The following is a 19,969-nucleotide window of genomic DNA, read 5'->3' on the forward strand; positions in this document are numbered from 1 at the left end:
TTTTATACTGTTGCACTTGCTGCTTGAATCCGCCAAATGAAAAACCATATTTATTATGCGCTTTTATGCAATTTTCTATTCTTTTCCGCACCTATTTACGCTAAAAATACGATACTGCAAAAAGCCTATAACACTTAAAATTGTGCAAATTCAAAAGCTAAAAAATCAGCAATATCTGATTCACATCATCACAAGTGTCGGACCTTTATAGTCGAAAATCATTCTTTATAATATTGATCTATCGGGTAATACTTTGTTTTTTCTTTCCACTTACCATTGACTAGATTACGATCAGTCACTTCGACTTTCTCACCCGATGTAACTACTGCTTCAATAAATTCACGAACAAGTAATAATTCCTTATTTGGCACAACCATGTATTCAGATGTAATGTGATAACAACAACCACTTTTATTAAATGTAATAATTCGTTTTTTAGCAGCATCAATTTGAAACATACCCAAATTTTCTTGCGTTAAACTTGATAACTCATCACTCAGTACAAATTTTTTCTTAGTTTTATTAAACACATAAACATCATAAACAGGCCCACCATAGGAACCATAATTACCATTTCGTATGGCTAAATCCTCAGTACCATCAAAATTAAAATCATCAAAAATAAGTGGGCTTTGTTCGTTATAAAGCTGGATCACATTCACCGAAGGTTTAAAGTTTTTATCTAGATATATCGTAAGTTCATCAGAATCAAAGCTCTGTAGCTCATGTTTCGTGCCTTTTGGATATAAGGTAATTTTAGCTTTACCACCACATTGGTCTTGGTCACATTCCACATTAATTTTTGCATCATATTTTTTGGAACCATTTCTAATCTCAAAAATTTGCGCATGAGAGCTTTGACTTAAAACCATCAAAATAAAAGCTAAATTTATCAATTGTAATTTAAAAAATAATTTCATCTTTATTCTACTTTTTCAAACGATCTAGCTGAGATAGTAGCAAATTTCAGCATATAAAAAACCACCCGTAGGTGGCCTATAACGCCCTCCTTTATTAAAGGAGGGTTAGTGAGGATTAATCTTTAAAATTAATGTCCGCCACCATTAATGGCTTTTGTCATTTCTTCAACGACTTTCTTGGCATCACCAAAGATCATCATGGTTTTGTCGTTATAGAACAAATCATTGTCTAGACCCGCATAACCTGTTGCCATAGAGCGCTTGATCACCATGATGGTACGTGCTTTATGTGCTTCAAGGATCGGCATGCCATAGATCGGAGAACTTGGATCGTCTTTTGCCGCAGGGTTTACCACGTCATTTGCACCAATTACCAACACGACATCTGTTGCAGGGAAATCTGAGTTGATCTCGTCCATTTCCAAGATGTCTTCATAGGCAACGTCAGCTTCAGCCAAAAGTACGTTCATGTGACCCGGCATACGACCAGCAACTGGGTGAATCGCAAATCGAACAGTTACACCTTGTTCTTTTAAGATTTCACACAATTCTTTCACCGCATTTTGCGCACGACCTTGCGCCATACCATAACCTGGTACGATCACAACGCTATCCGCATTTGACATCAAGAAGCCAGCATCATCTGCAGAACCTGAACGGTAGTTACGTTGAACTTGCTCACCTTTGTCCGCAGATGCCGCCGCAGCACCACCCATCGCACCACCAAACAAAACGTTAATGATCGAACGGTTCATTGCTTTACACATGATGTAAGACAAGATCGCACCAGAAGAACCAACAAGCGAACCAGCGACGATCAACATGTTATTTTCAAGTGTGAAACCAATACCTGCTGCTGCCCAACCTGAGAATGAGTTCAATAGCGATACCACAACTGGCATATCACCACCGCCAACTGGCGCAATCCAAACCCAACCAAAAGCAAGTGCAAGTACTGTCATTGCCCAGAATGCTTGCATATTATGCGTTGTAAAGAATGTGATACCACATGCCAACATTGCAATAAAAATCAAAGCTTGAACTGGTTTTACCCAACCGCCAGAAATGGTTTTTGCCCATTTTTTAGCAGCCAATTTACCATAAGCAAATACTGATGCAGTAAAGGTAATCGCACCCACGAAACAGCCTACAAACAATTCAAATAAATGAACATTAGACATGTGTGATGGTTCAACACCAGCAGCAGTTAAGCCCGCAGCATTTTGCGCAAACAAATCTTCGAGTTGGTTGTTATGCAAGATCGCAGCAATCGCAATCAATACCGCAGCCAAACCAACAAGTGAGTGCATCAATGCCACAGTTTCAGGCATTTGAGTCATTGGTACTGTACGAGCACGAGCAATACCGACGATTGCACCAAGCACCATTGCACCAATAATCATCCAAATCACAGGATTATTTGCAACAAAGAATGTGGTAATTACAGCGATCGCCATCGCGATCATACCGTAACGATTCCCTTGGATCGCAGTTTTAGGACCAGACAAGCCACGCAGCGTTAAGATAAAAAGGATTGCACCGATTAGGTATAACCAGTTCGCATTATCACGAATAAATTCCATTTTAATGCCCTCTTATTTCTTTTGTTTCGGCTTAAACATTTCAAGCATGCGTGCAGTTACTGCAAAGCCACCAAAAATGTTAATACTTGCCAAGAACACAGCAACTGCACCGAGTACACTCACTACATTGATACTTTGAAATGCTACTTCACTGCCTTGACCCAAAACTGGTAAGCCAATCGTTTGCAACATTGCACCCACAATAATGATCGATGAAAGTGCATTGGTCACTGCCATCAACGGCGTATGCAAAGCTGGAGTCACACCCCAAACCACGTAGTAACCAACAAAGATGGCTAAGACGAAAATAGTAATAGTTTCAACCATGATGACTCTCCTTAACCACGCTTAAGCAGTACTTGACCGCCATGAGTCACTAAAAGGGCTTTTTGAATTTCGTCTTCTTGATTGATTGCAAATTTTTTATCGTTATCAAAGAGTGTTTCAACGAAATTAAAAACGTTACGTGCATACAGTGCTGAAGCTTCAGTCGACACTGTAGACGGAATATTTGGAATACCTAAGATCTTGACACCATTTGTAGTGACAACATTTTCACCACATTTAGAACCTTCAACGTTACCGCCAGTTTCAACTGCCATATCAAGGATGATTGAACCCGGTTTCATTTTGGCAACTGTTTCAGCTTTGATTAAGCGAGGTGCATCACGACCCGGTAAAAGTGCAGTGGTAATCACGATGTCTGCATTTGAAACCGCTTTATCAACGATCACAGCTTGGTCTTGGATATATTGCTCACCTGGCATCCATCCATAACCATTTTTAGCAGCATCTGCAGCTTTTTGTTTTTCTTCGTCAGACATTGGCACGTCTAACCATTTACCACCTAATGATTCAACTTGATCACGAGCTGTTGGACGCAAGTCAGTTGCTTCAACAACTGCACCTAAACGTTTTGCTGTTGCAATTGCTTGCAAGCCGGCTACCCCAACACCCATGATGACTACACGTGCAGGTTTTACTGTACCTGCAGCTGTCATCAACATCGGGAACATGCGTTGGTATTCTGCAGCAGCGAGAAGTACAGATTTATAACCTGCCAAGTTCGCTTGAGAAGACAATACATCCATGTTTTGAGCGCGTGAAAGTGTACGTGGTAAAAGTTCTAACGCAAATGCAGATACACCTTTGCTCGCAAACTGATCCAACTCTGTATTGCGGTATGGATCAAACATTGCAACCACTGCTGTATTTGGACTAAGTTTTTCAATTTCTTGACCAACTGGAGCACGAACTTTCAGAATAATCTGGCTACCGTTATAAGCATCTTCCGTGATGGTCGCACCTACTTGTTCATAGGCACTGTCAATATAAGCAGCATTTACACCTGCTCCACGTTCAACGACTACACTGTGACCAGCGCTAATCAACTTCTTTACTGTCTCAGGCGTTGCCGCGATACGGCTTTCACCGACGACAGTTTCTGCTGGGATTCCAATCTGCATGAGCGTTCCTCAAGCTAATTTTTTTCTTAGGTCAACATCGCGAAACGCAATGTTCCCCCCACTATCTTTTTTACTGATTTTTTGGATTCTAATTGAACTTTACGAAAATACTACCCAATATTTAGCTAATAAATGACTATATTTTTGACTGATGATTCACATATCATCAATTTATTACATGTTCACTATCGCTCATTTTTTAATTTAATTTTTAGCATGATTGATAATTTGTATCACGCTATTGATTGAATCTTGGGTTTTGAACACAAACTTTTGGTTATGCCCAAGTAAAATTCGCTTTTTAAACGGTTATCAATATATCTGACATCAAGCATCACTTTTGTTGAGTTAAACCTGAAGCACTTTATTTATAATGATTTCACTATTTTTTTAGAGTCAAAAAATAACCCTATTGGCTTTTCTGACAATTTATAGCAGATTTTAACGGTATTAAATTGACTGATTTGACACAATTTTTGGTCAATTTTGTGATTAAAGCTTTTTGCCAATTCTATATGACTTTTAGCTAAAAACAGATTGGCTTTTAGATCTGATTTTTTCAATTTTTTATTTTCATACTAAAATAATTTTTTTTTATTTTTTTTCATTTGCCATTTTCCTGTGTGATATTACCTAGCTTTTTTGTGTGTGAAATGCGTTAATCGCACCAAATTGATGCAGAAATGTGATTTAGACACACACTTTTTGTTTTTTATTTAAACAGCCCAAAACAACACATGCACATTTTTTGGGCTTTTAGAATGTCATTTCCATTTTTCCAGTCTAAATCTTCGCAAAATTTATTTTTTAAAACCACATATAAAATATTGTTTTAGATCATATTAATTATTTTTATGAAAATTTTTATGATCTGTTAATGTTTCATTTATAAATCAAATTATACTGCTAAATATCCAAATGCTTTGTTTTCTATAAACTGGCACGCCTTAAAGTTGAAATCATGAAATTATTTTTATCCAGAACGCAGGTTGGTTCTCTATTTGCGCTCTGCTCGGCTTTCTTATTTAGTACCAAAGCCATCTTTATCAAACAAGCTTATGCCCTGTCACCTGAAGTCAATGGTACTGTTCTCATGGCATTGAGGATGGCAAGTGCACTGCCCTTTTTCCTTTTGCTGTGTTGGCTGAATCGACGACACGATCATGGAATCTCTAAAAAGGATTGGGGCTTACTCATCTTGTCTGGTTTGATTGGCTATTATTTTTCGAGTTGGCTAGATTTCACTGGCTTGATGTATATCAGTGCCTCACTAGAACGGATTATTTTATTTTTATATCCAACTTTAACCGTAATTGCTTCGAGTTTTATCTATAAGCAAAGACTAAATGCCAAAAGTATCTTTGCAATTGCGCTCAGTTATGGCGGTACGGTTTTGGTTATGCTGCAAGAGCATAGCAGCGGTCCGATGCAAGAGAACTTATGGATTGGGATCAGCTTAGTTTTTGCCAGTGCTGTAGCCTTTGCTTGTTATCTTTTACTCACACCACGTTTAATCCAAAAATTTGGTTCATGGAATTTTACTGGTTTAGCCTTAAGTGTGGCATGTATTGGTACTTTAGTTCATTTTACTTTAGCAACACCACATCCTATTGCCTTGATCATGAGCTTACCCAACACGGTACTTTGGTACGGTTTGGCTTTGGGCTTTTTTGTGACGGTGGTTCCAACAGTACTGATTATGCAAAGTATTGAACGTTTAGGGGCTGCACAATCAGCCATGATCGCGTCGATCGGACCGATTTTAACGATCCTCTTGGCCGTTTCTTTTTTAGGCGAAACTATGACCCCTTTACAATGGTTAGGTTGTATTCTCAATATCATTGGTGTCATAATGATCTCATTATCCAAAAAGAAACTTGGACATTGATGGGGAATTTTCTTTTTAGTGGTTTCACTAAACTCCCCTATTAAAATTTCGGACAAATATGCATATACAAATTCTTTCTCCTAGTGCCTGTGTCGAAGCAGAACAAATTCAACTGGCTGCAGCACGTTTAGAACGCTTAGGGCATCAGGTCACCATTTCTCAACATGCTTTTGCTCAATATCGTTATCTTGCAGGCACCACTCAAAATCGCATAGATGATCTCAAAGAAGCGTTTTTAAATGATGAAATTGATGCCATTTGGTGTGCCCGTGGCGGTACAGGTGCAGCACAGCTTTTACCTTATTTAGACACATGGATGCTAAAAAAACCGTTGATTGGCTATTCAGACAGTACGGTTTTACTCAATTATATCGCTATGCATGGTGGTCAATCTTTACATGCGCCAGTATTTCAAGAAATTGCCAGTAAAAACTTAGATGGGATGCCTTTGGCATCGGATGCATTGGAAGTGATTCGCCTGTTGTCTATGGATCAGCCGAGCCATTATGCAATCAGCGCTGTCAATGCTATAGCTCATCAACATCAGCACATCGATGATTGTAAAATATTGGGTGGAAATCTCACCACGCTGTGTAGTTTGCAAGGTACACCGTATGCGCTTGAACTCCAACAAGATAGTATTTTAATGCTCGAAGATGTCGGCGAGCCTTACTATCGGATCGAACGTAGTTTGGTACAATTATTACAAAGTATTGATACATCAAAACTAAAAGCTGTCGTTCTTGGTGATTTTTATCAATGCCCGCAAAAAAATGTGCCACATTCACTCAATTTAATTATTGCAGAACATCTCGATCCGCTTCAAATTCCTTTATATGAATGTCAGTGGTTTGGTCATGGTGAACATAACCGTCCATTTTGGATTGGGAAAAATGGCGAAATTCGCGAAGGACAATTGGTAATTTGAGACTTTGAGGAATGGAAAATGTCCAACATGAGCCATTCCTCTATGACTTGCTGTAGAACATTTGCCTAATACTTAATTCAAAATTGCTTAATTCAAATCAAACTTTCTGATTTACCCCATCCAAAAAAGATAAAATTTCCTGAAAATGTGCCCCTGCCGACTCTTCCGCCAACTGATCATTTGGATTACGTAGTGGGCATTGCTTTAAAGATAAACAACCACAACCAATACACTTATCTAGCTGCTGCCTAAGCTGCAACATTTTAGTGATGTGCTGATCGAGTTCAGCCTGCCATTTTTGTGACATGCGTTGCCAATCTTTTTTACTTGCGACTTTATCTCTGGGTAAAAATTCAAAAGCCTCTTGGACTTTTTGCAGACTGATTCCCACTTGTTGCGCCATTTTTACGATGGCTACACGGCGCAGCATCGCTCGTTGGTAACGACGTTGATTACCCGAAGTCCGAGTACTCCAAATCAAGTTTTTTTCTTCATAAAAACGTATTGCAGCAACGCTTATTCCACTACGCTGTGCCAGTTCACCTATGCTGAGCCATTGATGCAATTCTTTTTCTGACATTTTACTTGACCTCAAGTTAACTTGAGCTTTGATACTAGCAAAAAACCAACTTGCGGAAAATATAATGAACTCAAATGTCGACTTGTATCAGCTCAAGCCATTTAGCCTAGTTAACCCAAATACACTTTATAATCCCAAGCCTTTTGCGTATAGTCACGTGGCTGAAGTCAAACACTTTCTACGTGTTCTTCACATCTCAGGACAAGGTGGTGAAAACCAACGAGGACTATTATCCAAACATTTTTCAGAACAAGTTCATCAAGCATTTTTAAATATTAAACATGCGCTCGAACATGTCGATGCAAAAGTGTTAGATATCGCTGTTTTAAGAATTTTGGTGGTCGATTTTACCCCCAAAAAACATCAGTTTTTAATACAGGAAATGCAATCACTTTGGGGAAACCACGATTTTCCTGCGTGTACGCTGATCCCTGTTCCGTGTCTTGCTATACCCGGTATGCAAATCGAAATCGAAGCTACCGCATATTGTATTTAAAGCTTATTTGATGATTTTTATGTAAATAAGCTCAGATCATAGCAAGGAAATTTTATGGATCCTCATCAAGATATTAGTCAAAATAAGTCTTTACTTTGGCTTATGGCAATCGCCTGTGGTTTATGCGCAGGGTTAAATTATTATTGCCAGCCCTTAGTACATTCTATTCAACAGTATTTTAATGTTCCCGAATCACAAGTTGCACTGACTGTCACATTCGCCCAAGTTTCGTATGCTTTGGGGTTATTATTTTTGGTTCCTGTTGGCGATATCGTCAATAAAACCAAATTTATTCCTCTATTAATGTTTATTGCAGCCTTTGGCTTATTGCTCTGCGGTCTCTCTACCAATCTAAGCATGCTTTGGATCGGGACAATTATCGCTGGCTTATTTTCTGTTGCGGCACAAGTACTCATTCCACTGGCAACCATGGCAGTTAAACCTGAAAAAACTGGGGAAGTCGTCGGCTTCCTGATGAGTGGTTTATTGGTTGGTATCCTATTATCAACGAGTTTATCAGGCTTACTTTCAAATCTTTTTAGCTGGAGAGCTATTTATTTAGTCAGCTCTGTTCTGATGCTGATTTTGATTTTTTTGCTCAAATCTCGTTTACCACAAGTACCGACTTTGAAAATGAGTTATGCGCAAATTTTTAGCTCAATGGGATCATTGCTAACCCAAGAAAAACGTCTAGTGCTACGAGCATTGATTGGTGGTTTTGCTTTTGCTGCGATGAGTATTTTATTTTCAACAATCGCAGTTCTCTTAACAAGTGAACCTTTCCATTTACCAGATGCTTTAGTCGGTGTAGTGACTTTAATCGGTGTATTCGGCGCGCTATCGACCACTTTTGTAGGCAAATTTGCTGACAAAGGTCATACTCGTCTGCTCACTTTTGTTGGCATCGCGATATTGGCATGTAGTTGGGGAATCTTATATCTTGGTGGGAAATCTCTGGTCTTTTACACCATGGGCTACGGTCTGATCAATTTGGGTTTAGCCATCACGCATAGTAGCAATCAAAGTATCATTTTCCGTTTAAGACCTGATGCGAAGTCTCGAATTAACTCTATTTATATGACCACTTATTTTATTGGTGGTGCATGTGGATCTGCACTCGGTATCTATGCTTGGCATCACGGTGGATGGACAATGACCTGTTTGGCAGGGCTATGTTTAGTCCTTTGTTCTGCCTTTTTCGCCATTGTCGATACGATCTATTCTAGTAAAAAACAGATTGCCTGATCATGAAAATGATATGACTATTCACATGATTTACTTAACTTTGAGCAGTCATCAATAAACAAAGCAATGAAATAGACCCAACAAAATAGTCTGAATCTTTTGAAATAGGTTCAGACTATTTTTTTAATTTATTGCTTGAACAATCAACTATTTTTTATCTCTAGAATCTTGAATTTTAGTGATAACCTGCAACAGTTCATTTTGATTTTCAAAATATAATTTGTGCGTTATACCACTGTCCATCGTGATATATAAATGGCGATCTCGGTTTGGATGTGCAACAAAACTTTCAATTTTATCAATATCGATGTATTTCTCTTGATGAACTAAAAACATGTTAAATCGCCTATCTCGTTTTTTAGAAAATTGAACAGTGTAAAATACTTAGCTTTATTTATATTTCAAATTTGCGCCCTTGTCTAAACTTTTTAAGTCTATTTTTACAATACTTTTCTACTTTTTATTTTCATCAACTTAGTATTTTTTCAGATCAAGACACAAATGTATTCGTCTTATTTTTATGCTAATATTGCGCCCGCTGAACTAAACTTTATTTCGGCATTGAAAATAATTTTAGATTTTCATCTTCGCTCCCATCATTTTCCTGCTAACAGGTATAAATCAAAGCTATTTTTTAGAACATGAGTCATTATTTTCATTTGATATTTACTGTATTTAACGACTTTAAATATCTTGAACTTAGACTATAGAATCTAAAAGCCAGCTAAAATGATCGAATCGTTGAAATTCTTGATCGAGTCTCAAATCCAAAACAGGTGTCTTCATGACTGATTTAAATCAAAAGTCTTCTAAATCAATCACGCCACGTATCAGCGTTGCACCGATGATGGATTGGACCACTAAAGATTACAGATTCTTTGCACGTTTATTCAATCCAAATGTGATTTTATACACAGAAATGGTGACTACAGGCGCAATCATTTATGGCGGCGCAAATCGACACCTCGATTTTAACCAAGAAGAACATCCCATCGTGTTACAACTGGGTGGATCAGATCCAAAAGATTTAGCGACCTGCAGTAAAATGGCTCAAGATTGGGGCTACGATGAAATCAATCTCAATGTTGGCTGTCCAAGTGACCGTGTTCAAAATAATAAAATTGGTGCATGCCTTATGGCAGAACCTGACTTGGTTGCTGAATGTATTGCAGAAATGCAAAATGCAGTCGATATTCCGGTGACTGTGAAGCATCGTATCGGTATTGATGATATGCAGTCTTATGAAGAAATGCTGCATTTTGTAGATACCATCGCAAAAACAGGCTGTAATAATTTTATCGTGCATGCTCGTATTGCACTTTTACAAGGCTTATCACCGAAAGAAAATCGTGAAGTTCCACCTTTGCGTTACCAAGATGTCTATCGTTTAAAACAAGACCGCCCTGATTTAATCATTGAAATCAATGGTGGGATCAAAACTTTGGCAGAAACTCAAAAGCACTTAGAACATGTCGATGGCGTCATGATCGGGCGTGAGGCTTATCACAATCCATATCTACTTGCCGAATATTCCGAGTTTTGGGACTTAGATATGCCAAATCGTTTCGATATCATTGAACAAATGTTGCCGTATATCTCCAAACGTATGCAAGAAGGCGCACCACTTTCGATTATTACTCGACATATTTTAGGACTCTTCCAAAATCTTCCGGGTGCTCGAAAATGGCGTCAGGCACTTTCAGGTGGCAATGCCAAAACTTTTGCTGATGTTGAAAATGCCATCAAAAATATTAAAGAAGCCATGCAACGTACTGAAGATTATTTACTAGAAAAAAACCGTGAAGAGCATAGTTAATATGCTCTTTTAAACTCACTTCACTGCTGTAAAAATATGATAAAAAAACCAATAAGTATTCAAAAAATAAAGAAACTGCTTAAAGTTATTTTTCTTATTTCTAGCTTAGTGTTTCTTTTGTTAATCGCAAGCATTGCATCCATATTGATTCTAGATCGGTATTTTGCAGTGAGCATTACATTTGAACAAAGCATCAACATGGTCATAGTCAGTTTTATTTGCCTGATGTTTCCAGTCATTCATCGTGCCCAAGCGCGATGGTTTTGGTTTACTCGCCACAATATTCAAGCAGTGCCAGAATGGATGTCGGTACAAACCCCAGCTTTACCTCAAGTCAGCACCTCTTTGGGGCAGCGAGTTCTTTTATATTTTTTAGATTTAATCGCGATCATTCTGCTCATCGCTATATTTTTACCTTTTCATACACAAGCTTGGATTTATCAATCTATTTCCGCGATCGCCCCAAGTAGTCGACTCTATATTTTATGCCTTGTGATGCTCTGCCTATGTATTTTTCTCCTGTTAAATGGCTTGCTTTTTCTCATTTTTAAACTGCTAAAACAACCTGATTTAGAAACATCTTTAGCAAGGCAATTACTTGAAAATTGGCTGTATAGCTATGTTTTTACTTTTACGATTTGTATTTTTATTTGTTGTTTTAGTGGATTGTTAAATTTGCGCTATCTAGCAACATTTTAAGGTCTTAGTTCTGACTTAGATTGCTGTAAATACTGTTTTGGAGGAATTCCCATAACACGTCGAAATGCGGTGCTAAAGCTGCTTGAACTTTGATACCCCAGATCAATAGCAAGCTCCGTTATACTTTGTCCCGCGATCAAACGCTCGATTGCGATAATCATGCGCAGTTTTTCACGCCACTGACTAAAAGAAAGTCCTATTTCTTGGGCAAATAATCGTGCAATTGTTCGAACGCTACTATGCACCTCGGTCGCAAACTGTTGCAAAGAAGCATCACAGCTCGGATCATTTTTTAGTTTATTGGTAATATATTTCAATCGTTTATCGATACCACTAGCAACATAAAGTGTACTGCTTTGTACTCGTTGTCCAAGCTGTAAAAGCATCAGTTGCTTGATCAATGCCAGTTGCTCTAGATCCATCTGCCGTTCATTTTTTTGGTTTAATAATAATGCCTGCTCAGCTAAAGCCTTCATTAAATTTGATACAAGGATCAAACTAATCTGATCAGGTAAAGCCTGTTCAGGATAAATATCAAATACCAAATTCAATAAAATTGTTTCTTTATTATAAAGTGCACGATGTTCTATATTGGGTGGGATATAAATGGCAGTATCTGGCATTGCTAACCACCAACCCTGCTCACCCTGAATACGAGAAGTCCCTTTTTCAACAATCAAAAGCTGTGCTTGCTGATGCTGATGAAATGAAATTTCCCGCCCAGAGGAATGTTCAGGGCGGGTCACAAGTAGAGGATTTTGCATGAACATAAAATGGCAATCTCGCTAAAAGTATTGGCAGATTCACGAAAGAAATTAAATAATTTTTATCAGAAAATACCTATAAACGCCAGTTGGTCAAAATTACGAGAAAATAAAATGCAACTCAGACTCCCAACACTGCTCAGCTTCAATGCGGGCTATATCGATACCGCCAGCTTTTTGGCGATACATGGATTATTCGCAGCTCACGTGACAGGTAACTTCGTCACTTTAGGTGCAGCATTGGTAACAGATAATCACTCAGGTGCTTTGGCCAAACTGTTGGCTTTACCGATGTTTTGTATCGCTGTGATCGCCAGTAAATTAATTGATCAACTATTTTTGTCTCAACAAAAAAGTTCTTATACATTTTTATTAAAAAGTAAATTTACTTTGTATTTATTGGCAGCTCTAATTTCTGTGAAATATCTTCCTTTTCCAGAAGGAGATCACTGGCCTGCATTTGTTGTCGGGATGCTTTTGATCTGTGGTATGGCGATCCAAAATGCAATGCATCGTTTACATTGGGTTAAAGAATCACCGACAACAGTTATGACTGGTTCAACCACACAATTGATGCTCGATGTTGGAGATCTACTCAGTAAATCTGAAAAAACTGACAAAGTCGCAATCAAAACCCGTTTCAAGAAAATCCTTCCGGTGATGATTAGCTTTGCCATCGGTTGTGCTATCGCAGCGATCGTCTATCACTTTGCTTTAATGTGGATTTTCTTTGTACCACCTGCACTGATGATCTTGATTTATATTAAAAAAGATCAATATGCAAAATAAAAAAACCATTCATAGACGCTATGAATGGCTTCTGATTTGTTGAACAAATTATTTTTTTGCTAAACCTTCTTGTTGAAACTGTGGTGAACGCGGTCCATACAGCAGTCCTACGCCAGGTTTATTGGGTGTAGGACTCAACATTTGCATATTTACATTACTCGCAATCGGATAGGCATGGTCATTCAAACTACTTGAAATTTGCTCTACCAACGCGCCGACCAATGCACCGATCAGACCACTATTGCCATCACTGCTGGATTGAACGATTTTTTTATCACCCGTCCAAAGCACCTCACCACTTTTCAGATCGACAAGTTTGGCTTCAGCCGCAACAGAAGAAACACTTTGAATGACCTGATATTTTGAGCCATATTCTTTAATACGTATGTATAAAGCCGCATCCGCGCCAAAAATTTCTTGAAGTTTTTGTGGAGGAATATCCTGCGCATCATGAGCATTGCTTATGCCATTTTCCTTAAACATATTGTCGACGATGGATAATGGAAAAACATAATAGCCCGCTTCAGCTACAGGTATCACCACCGTTGGCCAATAGCTATAGGTCGCTTTGACATCAGGTGAATCATTTAACGGAGGTAAAATCAAAATAGATTTTGGCATATGTGATTGATATGCTGAAATATCTTTTGGACCACTGCTCGGTGTATTCACGCAGCCTGTAAAGAACAAACTCGTCAGTACAACCGTGCTCGCGATTAAGGTTTTGATCATCGTTGTACCCCACCTGCATTGGCATTCATTTTTTGCAAAAGACGATCCATCAATATCGTGGACTCAGGATAGACTTGACGCTCTAATTGAAAATTTTCAGATGCTTTTTGCGGATTGTTTTGCTGTAAATACATCAGTCCCAAATGCGCATACAAACCCGGTGGTACTGCTAAATTTTTCGCTTTAGCCTTTTCAATCTCGGACTCAAGTTTGATGATTTGCATACTCGGCGTTGCTTTTTCTGGTGTGTTATACATCAAATAAGTTTGCTGAGTAAAAGATCCCCATTGATAGAGCGGTTTAGGTGCTGAAGCACACCCAACTAAGGAAAGTGCAAAGGCAGCAAGCCATATATTTTTTTTCATTTTCATTGCTACTTTTTATTGAATAGACCAACGATTACTTTGAATATCAGCGACAAGATGATTGACCGCTTCACGCACCGCTAAATCTAAAACTTTGCCATTCAATGTTGAATCATAAGATGCAGTTGAGCCAAAACCTAAAACCTCACGGGCACTCAAAGCATACTCACCAGCACCTTGCACTGAATGTACGACTTCAGAAGTACGAACATCGACAACATTTAAATTCACTTTGGCATACGCAACCTGTTGTTTACCACGCCCTAAAATACCAAATAATTGTTGGTCGCCAATTTCCTTACGTCCAAATTCAGAGACATCACCTGTAATCACATAACGTGCACCCTTGATGTTTTGACTGCTATTGCTATATCCAACTTCTTGTTTTAATTCAGATAGATTGTCTCGATTTAATACAGAAAAATAACCTGTTTGCTGTAAATGTGTCTCTAAAATAGTTTTAGCCTGCCCACCTAAACGGTCAACATTATCTGAAAATATGCCACGCATATAGCTTGAACGATTATCAAATTTACCAATAGAAACAGGTGTTTTTACCCCAGTATATTTCACTTGTGCTGTTGCAGCAGTCACTTGTGGACTTTGAATGGTTTTTGAAGTTTCTGTTGTTGAACATGCAGTAAGTACAAGTGTTGAAGCTAAAAAAGCTAAGCTAGAAAATTTATTCATTTTTCACATCATCATATTTTTTAATGTGGATTTACTATAATTGAAAACAATCAAAATATGTAGAAATGATGAAGATCATGTAACTTGTTGGATTATTATTTAATCAAATTAAGTTTTTAATGTGTTGATTAAAATAATATATTCCAAGACATTAGATGGTTTTAAACTATAATTTTCCAGTGATATTGATTGTAAATATGACGCTATAAATTTGAAAGTTTAACGTTCAAATTCATGAAAAATATTGCTTTAAAAACAGCTATAAAATAGCAAGCTCGTCTCACCCCAAATCAGCATTTGATTTTACACAATCAAATTTCTATAATTTGAAGCTTAGGAGATGGTATTCCTCCCATTACAAACCGCCCTTAGGCTGATGATACCTACGTCTTCCCATAAAAACAGGGAGCGTAGGTCTGTGCTCTGTTTTTATAAATAGAATTTTGGAGCACAGAGATGATCCTGATCGTTTCATTATTTGTTCTCCTATCCATCAAAAACGAGGTTAGTGAACAATGTTTTATTCTCTTTTTTCGATCGCAGCAGGTTCCGTTCTAGGCGCATGGTTACGTTGGTTTTTTAGTTTAAAATTCAATAATCAACTCACACATTTTCCGCTTGGCACCATTTTAGTCAATTTAATTGGTGGCTTTATCATTGGATTTGCGATTTCATTTTTTGCCAATAGCGCTTTAAGCCCCAACTACAAACTTTTTGTGATCACTGGCTTTTGTGGTGCACTCACAACATTTTCGACATTTTCAGCCGAAGTAATCGCGTTATTGCAACAACAAAAATTCAGTTATGCTGTGGCTCTCATCGCAATCCACCTGATCGGCTCATTGATTTGTACCATCATCGGTATATACAGCTACCAATGGATCAGCTCACATTAAATCTTTGAAACAATCTGAATTTATTTGAAAATTATTTTAAATAAATGAGATTTTTAAGGTGAAATTGGCACTGTACCCAAAATATCTTTAAGCAATATCGCCGCTTGTTGGATCTTATCTTCGGCATCAATCTTGATCGCCAAGACCACTTCAGAATCAAAACCTTTCTCTTTAAGTGGCAACAATTTGATTTGATCAGGAACGATAGTCGAGAACTCCGCAGGAACGATACAGACGCCAAGTTTAGCCGCAACCAGTTGTAATTGTGCTACTTTTCTCGACTGAATCCGTGCCTGTTTTGGTACAAAGCCCGCTGCTAAACAAAGATTTCTGACTAACTGATTTAAAATACTTCTTTCTCGATGTGGCGTAGATACAAAAGCTTCGTCTTTTAACTGTTTTATTTCAATTACTTGCTGTGTTTGGCACAAAGGGTGTTCAGCATGTATCGCCACATACAAATCTTGTTGATATAAAGGAAAAACTTTTAACTCATCCACGGCTTGCGACATCGGCAAGCGAATCAGCCCCATATCAATTTCGCCACGTAAAATCGCACCCGCCTGTGACTCCGAAGAAAAAGTATTGATATCAAATTTCACATTTAATTGTTCAGTGATCTGCATCAATGCCGCAATTTTATGTTGATCAATCACGATACTACTGGAGTGGGCAATTTTAATCGTAAAATCATCCCCATTGGCGACACTCCTTGAACTTTCTATAATCTGATCAAGATTTTGGATATTATTTTTTATTTTCCGATAAAAAACCCGACCTGCTTTAGTCAAGCTTGCCCGCTTTTCATTGCGATCAAAAAGTTCGAAATTAATTTCCTCTTCAAGAAGTTTAATTTGTCGGCTCAAAGCAGATTGCGCAATAAATAATTTCTCTGAAGCCGCGATAAAACTGCCTTCTTCAACTATTTTTATAAAGTAATTAAATTGTTTGAGTATGGTCATTATCATCTCAAAATTAGATTAATGATGCTTTTTTCTATATTAGATTAGATCAAAAACAAACGCTAGACTGATTTTATCGAAGCAATGTGTGGAATGGTACGATGAGTTTTAGCAGGCAACTCTTTATTTTTATAATGATTATTTTTATGGTTTTACTTTTTAGTGCTTATGATCAGTTAATGCAAGGTAATACATCCCATAATGTCGATCAAAAGTTTGAAATGCCACAGGATTAGTGATTTTGCGATTTCATTGGCTTAAACCAAGCATCAAAAACTTAGCAAGATTTGAACAATCAACCTTAGACCATTCAAATCTTTATCTAAGCACCAAATTTTACAGCCCAAACTTACCCATCGTATGCCAGTATTTATCTTTTAAAATATTGGTTTCGATCTCAAATTGATCTTTATATTTAGATGAAATTTCAGCTGCAAGTTTTGACGGTTTTCTAAAATCTTTACATGCATAATAGAATGTTCGTTTATTTCCCCCAGTCTCTCGCCCAAGAAATAGATAACCGTCTTTATCAATGAGTTGTTCATACAGTTCTTGGTCTATTTGTTCTAGAGCGTCATAGTCTTGTTCAGAAGGCATACCCTGATAATCTTGACCTTGATATGTGAAGTCCATAACAAACATCCACGGATGTGAAGCTTTATGCTCCCATTCTAAAATTGAACTATTTAGCATAACACTGAGCGGCTGATCATCATCAGTCTGCCCTTCCAAAATACTGTATTCATCACTGTCAATATGATCATATTGAATGCTGTTTAAACGTGAAATTTCACTATTTTTTAAAGTTAAAATATTCTTTAATTTATCTATTGGCATTAACTCTTTTTCAGCATCTTGTTTTGAACATACTGTCACATGATCAATATGCATAATCGCATTATATTCACCCAAATAATTATCTAGATAAATATACACAGCCTCAGTAAATGGATTGTGCATTTCAGCTTGATACTCATCATGTACCATGACTAAATCAATCTCATCCGGATAAGCTTCATCATCATTTAGATAAAAGGATAGGTTTTCTTTATTAAAATCATAACCATGCATTTCTAAATATAATTGATTAATATCCATTTCAGGCTTTAGCGCGGTAAATTTCCAACCTGCAATCTCGGGTGCTGCAGCAACAAGCTCCTCAATAAATACAATATTGGGCACTACACCATCAGGTGTAAACACAATTTCTGCAGTATCTTGATCTAACATTCCTGCTAAATAGAAAATACCTTGATGCACTTGATCAAGTTCTTTTCTAAGTGGATTAAATAAAAACTCGCTAAACTTTTCACGATTATTTTCACGAACGATGTCATGAAATTTTTGTTGATGTTGTTCAAACCAAATCCAGAAAGCCCCATAACAATCTGTCTCTGTTTGCGTTGTTTCTTTATTGGAAAATAGTTTCTTAAAAAAGCTCATGGCAAAATATTCTAATTATTCAAACACAAACAGCATATTTTAATTATTTAAAAATAGCAAATAAAGCAAAGATCATCTCTTTGCTTTTAACATTTCCAATTTTTTCAACACTTCTGCAACTGCCACCATCGCAAAACTCGAAGTGACGACAACAGCTGAACCATATCCCCCACAGCGTAGTCCTGCACTGGCACAAACGTCTGCATTTGAAAATGGATTATCAATCGAATAAACACAGGTAATGCCAAATTTTTCTTTTGGTTTTTTACAAATTCCTTTGGCGCGCAATTGTGCTCGAAGTTTAGCAAGCATTGGATCTTGTTCTGTTTTGGATAGGTCTGCGACACGTATTTTCAATGGATCTAGTTTGCCACCCGCCCCACCTGAAACAATCAGTGGGATTTTGTTAAATCGGCAATGCAGCATCAAAGCCAATTTTGCTTTGACATCGTCGATACAGTCCAAGATAAGATCAGGTGCATTTTCAAGTAGTTCTTTGACATTTTCAGGGCTTAAGTAGTCATCGACCAAATTGATTTTGATTCGAGGATTAATCAAGCGACAACGCTCTGCCATGACTTCAATTTTTTCAAAACCAAGTGTCGAACTCATTGCGGGAAGTTGCCGATTGATATTTGAAGCCGCTACTGAGTCCATATCAACCAGTGTAAGCTCACCAATTCCTGTTCTAGCCAAAGCCTCAACAGCCCATGAGCCCACACCACCGATGCCGATCACCATCACATGACTTTTTTCAAAGTGTTGAAAATTATCATCTCCATAAATTTTTGCTACGCCAGCAAAACGGCGTTCATATTCATCATTTTGGAGATCAGTCATTGGCTTTCATAATTTAAATAAATCGGCAGGTATTTTAGCAAAAATATCTCAAAAAAATGTTAAATTTTAAAAAGTACATTTTGCTTCTGAATAAAAGTTAAAACTATGCAAGACAATCAACAAATTATTTTATGTATTCCAGGAATCTGGAAAACCCATGAAGAATTGCTTCATACAATCATCAATAAAACTGACTATATTTTTGCAGGAAAAATTATTAAAGCCTTAGCGTTCGATTTTTTTGCTGAAATTGAAGAAGAATCTCATAATGATAAAGTTAGTAGCGCATTTCGCCAATTAAGTTTAGGTCGATTTTCTGATACTGAACTTGACGAAATTGATCAACATAATATGGTAATTTATATCATATGCGATGGTGGAAATTTCAAAGCCGTACAAAATGCACTTTTAGTTGGACAAGCCTTATTAAGAGCAGGTGGCTTAGCGATTAAAATTGAAACTGCAGGAATTAGCCATTCTAAAAAACAATGGCTTGAATTTTCAGCCACACAGCTGATGGATTTATTTAAAGCTTTTATTCCTCACGTTTCAGACCAAAAGAAATTATATTCTTGTGGTATGCATCAATTTGGTAAACCTGATGCATGTATCAATAAAAATACTCAAGACTCAAATTCAATATTAAATCAGTTTTTACTTTATATATTAGTTGAAGATCCTATATTAAAAACTGGTGATACTTTTGCCATTGAAGAAGGTGCTGAAAAATTTAAATTATCAAAAATCAACTCAGCAGATTTTTTTGATAATGACTCTACTTATTTCAACTCATTCGGGGTCTGGTCATTAAATAAACCATTCTCTTTTAAACAACTCTTAAAATTTTCATAAAGCATAAAAAAAGCC

22 protein-coding genes and 1 riboswitch are annotated in these 19,969 nt (G+C 37.3%); of the genes, 9 read left to right on the forward strand and 13 right to left on the reverse strand.

The window, feature by feature from the left end:
* Nucleotides 1-218: 218 nt before the first annotated feature.
* The 4 genes from F960_RS00795 to F960_RS00810 form a co-directional block, all read right to left on the reverse strand.
* Nucleotides 219-920: an XAC2610-related protein gene (locus tag F960_RS00795; RefSeq protein WP_004854885.1), complete on the reverse strand. Its 702-nt coding sequence runs from the start codon at nt 918-920 to the stop codon at nt 219-221.
* A 128-nt stretch (nt 921-1,048) separates the two neighbouring features.
* Complete coding sequence (locus tag F960_RS00800; RefSeq protein WP_004854890.1) at nt 1,049-2,503, reverse strand: NAD(P)(+) transhydrogenase (Re/Si-specific) subunit beta; 1,455 nt, start codon at nt 2,501-2,503, stop codon at nt 1,049-1,051.
* Nucleotides 2,504-2,515: 12 nt separating this feature from the next.
* The gene (locus tag F960_RS00805; protein ID WP_004854893.1) at nt 2,516-2,830 is read right to left on the reverse strand and encodes a proton-translocating transhydrogenase family protein; all 315 of its coding nucleotides are present in this window, start codon (nt 2,828-2,830) and stop codon (nt 2,516-2,518) included.
* Between the two features lie 11 nt (nt 2,831-2,841).
* Nucleotides 2,842-3,969 (reverse strand): Re/Si-specific NAD(P)(+) transhydrogenase subunit alpha, encoded by a 1,128-nt coding sequence (locus F960_RS00810; protein ID WP_004854899.1) that lies wholly within the window; start codon nt 3,967-3,969, stop codon nt 2,842-2,844.
* Between the two features lie 961 nt (nt 3,970-4,930).
* On the opposite strand from F960_RS00810, the gene F960_RS00815 reads away from it, so the two are divergent.
* Both F960_RS00815 and F960_RS00820 read left to right on the forward strand, forming a co-directional pair.
* Nucleotides 4,931-5,857 (forward strand): DMT family transporter, encoded by a 927-nt coding sequence (locus F960_RS00815; protein WP_004854903.1) that lies wholly within the window; start codon nt 4,931-4,933, stop codon nt 5,855-5,857.
* A gap of 58 nt (nt 5,858-5,915) precedes the next feature.
* Nucleotides 5,916-6,785, forward strand: coding sequence for an LD-carboxypeptidase (locus F960_RS00820; protein ID WP_004854906.1), 870 nt, complete (start codon nt 5,916-5,918; stop codon nt 6,783-6,785).
* Nucleotides 6,786-6,882: 97 nt separating this feature from the next.
* Here the strand turns inward: F960_RS00820 and soxR are convergent, their stop codons facing one another.
* A complete protein-coding gene (gene soxR, locus F960_RS00825; RefSeq protein WP_004854909.1) occupies nt 6,883-7,365 on the reverse strand; it encodes a redox-sensitive transcriptional activator SoxR in 483 nt (160 codons plus the stop codon).
* Between the two features lie 64 nt (nt 7,366-7,429).
* Between soxR and F960_RS00830 the strand changes: the two genes are divergently transcribed.
* Together F960_RS00830 and F960_RS00835 are read left to right on the forward strand one after the other, a co-directional pair.
* A complete protein-coding gene (locus F960_RS00830; protein WP_004854911.1) occupies nt 7,430-7,861 on the forward strand; it encodes a RidA family protein in 432 nt (143 codons plus the stop codon).
* A 54-nt stretch (nt 7,862-7,915) separates the two neighbouring features.
* On the forward strand, nt 7,916-9,106 hold the full coding sequence (locus tag F960_RS00835) for an MFS transporter (protein WP_004854914.1): 1,191 nt from the start codon (nt 7,916-7,918) through the stop codon (nt 9,104-9,106).
* A gap of 147 nt (nt 9,107-9,253) precedes the next feature.
* Here F960_RS00835 and F960_RS00840 read toward each other — a convergent pair whose 3' ends face one another.
* Nucleotides 9,254-9,442 (reverse strand): hypothetical protein, encoded by a 189-nt coding sequence (locus F960_RS00840; RefSeq protein ID WP_004854916.1) that lies wholly within the window; start codon nt 9,440-9,442, stop codon nt 9,254-9,256.
* Nucleotides 9,443-9,890: 448 nt separating this feature from the next.
* Between F960_RS00840 and dusA the strand changes: the two genes are divergently transcribed.
* Together dusA and F960_RS00855 are read left to right on the forward strand one after the other, a co-directional pair.
* The gene (gene dusA / locus F960_RS00845; RefSeq protein ID WP_004854920.1) at nt 9,891-10,922 is read left to right on the forward strand and encodes a tRNA dihydrouridine(20/20a) synthase DusA; all 1,032 of its coding nucleotides are present in this window, start codon (nt 9,891-9,893) and stop codon (nt 10,920-10,922) included.
* A gap of 168 nt (nt 10,923-11,090) precedes the next feature.
* Entirely contained in the window at nt 11,091-11,621 is a 531-nt protein-coding gene (locus F960_RS00855) for a hypothetical protein (RefSeq protein ID WP_154650712.1), read from the forward strand.
* On the opposite strand, the gene F960_RS00860 is transcribed toward F960_RS00855, so the two are convergent.
* A complete protein-coding gene (locus F960_RS00860; protein WP_004854928.1) occupies nt 11,618-12,391 on the reverse strand; it encodes an AraC family transcriptional regulator in 774 nt (257 codons plus the stop codon). The genes F960_RS00855 and F960_RS00860 overlap by 4 nt on opposite strands.
* Before the next feature lie 108 nt (nt 12,392-12,499).
* Between F960_RS00860 and F960_RS00865 the strand changes: the two genes are divergently transcribed.
* Nucleotides 12,500-13,174, forward strand: a complete 675-nt coding sequence (locus F960_RS00865; protein ID WP_004854931.1) for a YoaK family protein — start codon at nt 12,500-12,502, stop codon at nt 13,172-13,174.
* Between the two features lie 48 nt (nt 13,175-13,222).
* On the opposite strand, the gene F960_RS00870 is transcribed toward F960_RS00865, so the two are convergent.
* The 3 genes from F960_RS00870 to F960_RS00880 are packed head-to-tail and all read right to left on the reverse strand — an operon-like array spanning nt 13,223 to nt 14,961.
* Nucleotides 13,223-13,906: a DUF799 domain-containing protein gene (locus tag F960_RS00870; RefSeq protein ID WP_004854934.1), complete on the reverse strand. Its 684-nt coding sequence runs from the start codon at nt 13,904-13,906 to the stop codon at nt 13,223-13,225.
* On the reverse strand, nt 13,903-14,271 hold the full coding sequence (locus tag F960_RS00875; RefSeq protein ID WP_004854938.1) for a DUF4810 domain-containing protein: 369 nt from the start codon (nt 14,269-14,271) through the stop codon (nt 13,903-13,905). Before F960_RS00875 ends, F960_RS00870 begins: the two co-directional genes overlap by 4 nt.
* Nucleotides 14,272-14,286: 15 nt before the next feature.
* Nucleotides 14,287-14,961: a CsgG/HfaB family protein gene (locus F960_RS00880; RefSeq protein WP_004854941.1), complete on the reverse strand. Its 675-nt coding sequence runs from the start codon at nt 14,959-14,961 to the stop codon at nt 14,287-14,289.
* A gap of 327 nt (nt 14,962-15,288) precedes the next feature.
* Nucleotides 15,289-15,354, forward strand: a riboswitch (Fluoride riboswitch).
* Between the two features lie 122 nt (nt 15,355-15,476).
* On the opposite strand from F960_RS00880, the gene crcB reads away from it, so the two are divergent.
* Entirely contained in the window at nt 15,477-15,857 is a 381-nt protein-coding gene (gene crcB / locus F960_RS00885; RefSeq protein WP_004854942.1) for a fluoride efflux transporter CrcB, read from the forward strand.
* A 53-nt stretch (nt 15,858-15,910) separates the two neighbouring features.
* Here the strand turns inward: crcB and F960_RS00890 are convergent, their stop codons facing one another.
* From F960_RS00890 to F960_RS00900, 3 genes are all read right to left on the reverse strand, one after another.
* Entirely contained in the window at nt 15,911-16,819 is a 909-nt protein-coding gene (locus F960_RS00890) for a LysR family transcriptional regulator (RefSeq protein WP_004854945.1), read from the reverse strand.
* A gap of 336 nt (nt 16,820-17,155) precedes the next feature.
* Nucleotides 17,156-18,262, reverse strand: coding sequence for a DUF695 domain-containing protein (locus F960_RS00895; protein ID WP_004854947.1), 1,107 nt, complete (start codon nt 18,260-18,262; stop codon nt 17,156-17,158).
* Between the two features lie 72 nt (nt 18,263-18,334).
* On the reverse strand, nt 18,335-19,102 hold the full coding sequence (locus F960_RS00900; protein ID WP_004854948.1) for a tRNA threonylcarbamoyladenosine dehydratase: 768 nt from the start codon (nt 19,100-19,102) through the stop codon (nt 18,335-18,337).
* Nucleotides 19,103-19,207: 105 nt separating this feature from the next.
* Here F960_RS00900 and F960_RS00905 point away from each other — a divergent pair, with 105 nt between their 5' ends.
* Entirely contained in the window at nt 19,208-19,954 is a 747-nt protein-coding gene (locus F960_RS00905) for a DUF4261 domain-containing protein (RefSeq protein WP_004854950.1), read from the forward strand.
* The last annotated feature ends 15 nt before the right edge of the window (nt 19,955-19,969 follow it).

This window comes from Acinetobacter gerneri DSM 14967 = CIP 107464 = MTCC 9824 (assembly GCF_000368565.1).
Classification (GTDB): Bacteria; Pseudomonadota; Gammaproteobacteria; order Pseudomonadales; family Moraxellaceae; genus Acinetobacter; species Acinetobacter gerneri.

Bases quoted from the DNA above. Each gene is read 5' to 3' on its own strand.
- F960_RS00795 (WP_004854885.1), bottom strand. From the start codon at position 920: ATGAAATTATTTTTTAAATTACAATTGATAAATTTAGCTTTTATTTTG.
- F960_RS00800 (WP_004854890.1), bottom strand. From the start codon at position 2,503: ATGGAATTTATTCGTGATAATGCGAACTGGTTATACCTAATCGGTGCA.
- F960_RS00805 (WP_004854893.1), bottom strand. From the start codon at position 2,830: ATGGTTGAAACTATTACTATTTTCGTCTTAGCCATCTTTGTTGGTTAC.
- F960_RS00810 (WP_004854899.1), bottom strand. From the start codon at position 3,969: ATGCAGATTGGAATCCCAGCAGAAACTGTCGTCGGTGAAAGCCGTATC.
- F960_RS00815 (WP_004854903.1), top strand. From the start codon at position 4,931: ATGAAATTATTTTTATCCAGAACGCAGGTTGGTTCTCTATTTGCGCTC.
- F960_RS00820 (WP_004854906.1), top strand. From the start codon at position 5,916: ATGCATATACAAATTCTTTCTCCTAGTGCCTGTGTCGAAGCAGAACAA.
- soxR (WP_004854909.1), bottom strand. From the start codon at position 7,365: ATGTCAGAAAAAGAATTGCATCAATGGCTCAGCATAGGTGAACTGGCA.
- F960_RS00830 (WP_004854911.1), top strand. From the start codon at position 7,430: ATGAACTCAAATGTCGACTTGTATCAGCTCAAGCCATTTAGCCTAGTT.
- F960_RS00835 (WP_004854914.1), top strand. From the start codon at position 7,916: ATGGATCCTCATCAAGATATTAGTCAAAATAAGTCTTTACTTTGGCTT.
- F960_RS00840 (WP_004854916.1), bottom strand. From the start codon at position 9,442: ATGTTTTTAGTTCATCAAGAGAAATACATCGATATTGATAAAATTGAA.
- dusA (WP_004854920.1), top strand. From the start codon at position 9,891: ATGACTGATTTAAATCAAAAGTCTTCTAAATCAATCACGCCACGTATC.
- F960_RS00860 (WP_004854928.1), bottom strand. From the start codon at position 12,391: ATGTTCATGCAAAATCCTCTACTTGTGACCCGCCCTGAACATTCCTCT.
- F960_RS00865 (WP_004854931.1), top strand. From the start codon at position 12,500: ATGCAACTCAGACTCCCAACACTGCTCAGCTTCAATGCGGGCTATATC.
- F960_RS00870 (WP_004854934.1), bottom strand. From the start codon at position 13,906: ATGATCAAAACCTTAATCGCGAGCACGGTTGTACTGACGAGTTTGTTC.
- F960_RS00875 (WP_004854938.1), bottom strand. From the start codon at position 14,271: ATGAAAAAAAATATATGGCTTGCTGCCTTTGCACTTTCCTTAGTTGGG.
- F960_RS00880 (WP_004854941.1), bottom strand. From the start codon at position 14,961: ATGAATAAATTTTCTAGCTTAGCTTTTTTAGCTTCAACACTTGTACTT.
- crcB (WP_004854942.1), top strand. From the start codon at position 15,477: ATGTTTTATTCTCTTTTTTCGATCGCAGCAGGTTCCGTTCTAGGCGCA.
- F960_RS00890 (WP_004854945.1), bottom strand. From the start codon at position 16,819: ATGACCATACTCAAACAATTTAATTACTTTATAAAAATAGTTGAAGAA.
- F960_RS00895 (WP_004854947.1), bottom strand. From the start codon at position 18,262: ATGAGCTTTTTTAAGAAACTATTTTCCAATAAAGAAACAACGCAAACA.
- F960_RS00900 (WP_004854948.1), bottom strand. From the start codon at position 19,102: ATGACTGATCTCCAAAATGATGAATATGAACGCCGTTTTGCTGGCGTA.
- F960_RS00905 (WP_004854950.1), top strand. From the start codon at position 19,208: ATGCAAGACAATCAACAAATTATTTTATGTATTCCAGGAATCTGGAAA.